We start from the raw sequence: 3195 nt of genomic DNA, 5'->3' as shown, positions 1-3195 counted from the left end.
ATGCCGGCGAGGTACTTGTGCTTCTGGGCGAAAACGGTGCCGGAAAGTCCACGCTGATGAGCATCTTGTTCGGCCACTATGTGGCCGACCAGGGCGCGATCGAGGTGGATGGCAAGCCCCTGGCATCCGGCATTCCTGCCGCGGCGTTGGAAGCTGGAATCGGCATGGTCCACCAACACTTCACATTGGCCGATAACCTGAGCGTTCTCGAGAATGTCATCCTTGGAACGCAACCCTTGCTGTCGGCGAAGCTGAGAATAGCCGAGGCACGCAATAAGTTAGCCGTCCTGGCCGGGCGTTTCGGTCTCGACATCGATCCCGACGCCAGAGTGGCCGACCTTTCAGTCGGYGAGCGTCAACGGGTAGAGATCTTGAAGGCTCTCTATCGTGACGTGCGTATACTGATCCTCGATGAACCGACAGCGGCTCTGACGCCGCAACAAGCCCATTCGCTGCAGCAAACGTTGCGCAAGCTGGTCGCTGAAGGGCTGGGCATCATTTTCATTTCGCATAAGCTCGACGAGGTTCTCGGCATAGGCGATCGCATCCTGATCCTGCGCGGTGGCCGCCTGGTAGGAGAGGCATCGCCAAAAGGCGCGGATCGACGGTCATTGGCAGCTCTCATGCTCGGGCGCCCGGTGGAGGAACCAGCGCGCGATGCCTGCGGCGTCGGCCAGGTCAGGGTCCAACTGAACAACATCCGTGTAAGCGATAGAGACGGCCGCGTTCGATTGTGCGACGTCTCGCTGAATCTCCATGCCCGGGAAATAGTCGGGGTCGCGGGAATTTCCGGCAACGGTCAAAGCCAGTTAGCGGATGTACTCGGCGGATTGATCGTGCCGGATAGCGGAACCTATTGGCTTGATGGCCGCAACGTCTCCGTCGACGGCGCCTCGATGCTCATTGAAAAGGGCGTCGGGCGAATTCCGGAAGACCGTCACGCAAGCGGAGTTTTCGGCGACATGAATATTCCGGAGACGCTGATTGCCGAAGAGTATCTCAGTCGCAAGTTCTCCCGATGGGGATTCCTGCGATGGCCAAGCATAAAGGCATTTGCCGCAGAAATCGTATCCGAGTTCTCTGTCAATTGTGAACGGGTTGATATGCCGGCCAGACTCTTGTCCGGGGGCAATCTCCAAAAGCTGTTCCTGGGCAGAGTGCTTGCTCGACAACCGGGATTTCTCGTCGTTCATCAGCCTACCCGGGGTCTCGATGTCGGAGCGGCCGCTTATGTGCACTCTCGGATCTTTGAGACCTGCAACGCCGGAGCGGCAGTTCTAGTGATCTCGGACGATCTTGAAGAAGTACTCAAACTGTCCGACCGCGTTGCYGTGATTTTCCGGGGCCAACTCAGCACGCCCATCCCACGCAGTGAAGTCAACCTTGCTGAGCTGGGGCTGATGATGTCGGGGCACGTTGACACAGGGGTGAGTAGTCATGCGGCTTGAGCCACGTACGAAACGTTCATTGCTGAGCGAGGTTGCAGCTCCGTTCGCAGCAATTTTTGCGAGYCTGCTTTTGTGCAGCATTCTCATCCTATGGGCCGGCGCCCCGATAGGGTCGGCTTATGCAGCCATGCTTGACGGGGCAATCGGCAGCAAACTTGCTCTGACTGAAACCCTGGCTCGTGCCACTCCGCTTATGTTTACCGGCTTGGCCGCTGCCGTGGCATTTCGAGCCCGCTTCTGGAACATCGGCGCAGAAGGACAGCTCTATCTGGGAGCGCTAGCCGCGACCATTGTGGGAACAGGGGCGATATCGCTGCCGCCTTATCTGATGATCCCTTTGCTGCTGATCAGCGGCGCAGTCGCTGCCGGTCTCCTTGTGCTTGGTATTGCGCTTTTGAAGTACAGGCTCGGAGTGGACGAGGTCGTCACCTCGCTCCTATCTAATTTCATCATCTTGCTTCTCATCAGCATGTTGTTGGACGGGGTCCTGAAGGATCCAATGGGGATGGGTTGGCCTCAGTCCGAGCGGATCATTACCGAAGGCCAACTGCCCAAGCTGGTGGTAGGGGCCCGTCTGCATCTGGGGTTTGTGCTTGCTGCGCTGGTGGCGGTCGTTGTCTGGCTGTATGACCGACACACGACCTATGGCTATGAAGCTCGCACGGTTGGCCAGAACCGGAAAGCTGCAGCCTTCGCCGGCATTCCGATCAGTCGCACGGTTCTACGCGTGGCATTCTTGTCGGGCGGCCTCGCAGGRCTGGYCGGAGCCTGTGAGGTCAGCGGATTCCGCGGAGCGCTCTCCCTCGATCTGTCRCCTGGCTTTGGTTACTCCGGCATTGTGGTGGCCATGCTCGCCCAACTGCATCCACTGGGAGTGATCGCGGCGGCTATCTTCGTGGCGGGTGTCTTTGTCGGCGCCGATGCGATGAGCCGCAGCGTCATGGTGCCCAGTTACATCGCCGATGTCATCAGTGCGACTTCGCTCCTGCTCATGACAGTCAGCCTTCTGATGACCCGATATCGCGTGCGGTGGAACTAAACCCATGGCCTGGCTAGAAATTCTCGTGTCGACCAGTTTCTGGATCGCTCTTGTGCGGATTGCGACGCCTTACCTTCTCGGCACGCTCGGGGAACTGATTTGCGAGCGCGCGGGGGTGGTCAATCTCGGCATCGAGGGCATCATGGTAAGCGGTGCATTTGCCGGCTGGCTCACCGTCTATGCAGGTAACTCCCTGGCTTTAGGCGTCCTTGTCGCGTTTGTGATCGGTGTACTTTTCGGCCTGATCCACGCTGCGGCAACTGTCGTGCTGGGGGCTTCTCAGCACGTGACGGGAATTGGCATTACCCTGCTGGCCTCCTCACTGTCCTATTTTGTCTATCGGATGCTATTTCCGCATCTTACCACACCGCCGCAAATCGAAGCCTTTGCGCCCTTACCCATTCCCTATCTGTCCTCAGTTCCGGTGATCGGGCCCGCATTCTTCGCCCAGACACCATTCACCTATCTCGCCTTCGCCACAGCGGCCGCAGTCATGTATCTCCTTTACAAGACGCCACTCGGACTGGCCATTCGCACAGCAGGCGAAAGCCCGATGGCGGTCGAAGCCCAAGGCATAGATGTGGTCCAGTTGCGCATCGCGGCTGTGGCGTTTGGCTCCGGCCTGATGGCTTTGGCAGGGGCGTTTCTCACTCTTTCGGCATTCAACTCATTTTACTTCAACATGATCGGCGGGCGCGGATGGATATG

At 58.5% G+C, this 3195-nt stretch carries 3 protein-coding genes; all 3 read left to right on the top strand.

The window, feature by feature from the left end:
* The coding region (locus ORS3428_RS07640; protein WP_131802859.1) for an ABC transporter ATP-binding protein at nt 1-1448 on the top strand (1448 nt) is incomplete at its 5' end.
* On the top strand, nt 1438-2487 hold the full coding sequence (locus tag ORS3428_RS07635; RefSeq protein ID WP_071096127.1) for an ABC transporter permease: 1050 nt from the start codon (nt 1438-1440) through the stop codon (nt 2485-2487). The genes ORS3428_RS07640 and ORS3428_RS07635, both read left to right, overlap by 11 nt.
* A 4-nt stretch (nt 2488-2491) precedes the next feature.
* The coding region (locus tag ORS3428_RS07630; RefSeq protein WP_071096125.1) for an ABC transporter permease at nt 2492-3195 on the top strand (704 nt) is incomplete at its 3' end.

It is taken from the genome of Mesorhizobium sp. ORS 3428, assembly GCF_001854785.1.
Lineage (GTDB): Bacteria > Pseudomonadota > Alphaproteobacteria > Rhizobiales > Rhizobiaceae > Mesorhizobium.
The sequence above is the reverse complement of the archived record's forward strand: the minus strand, read 5'-3'. Positions and strand labels throughout refer to the sequence as shown.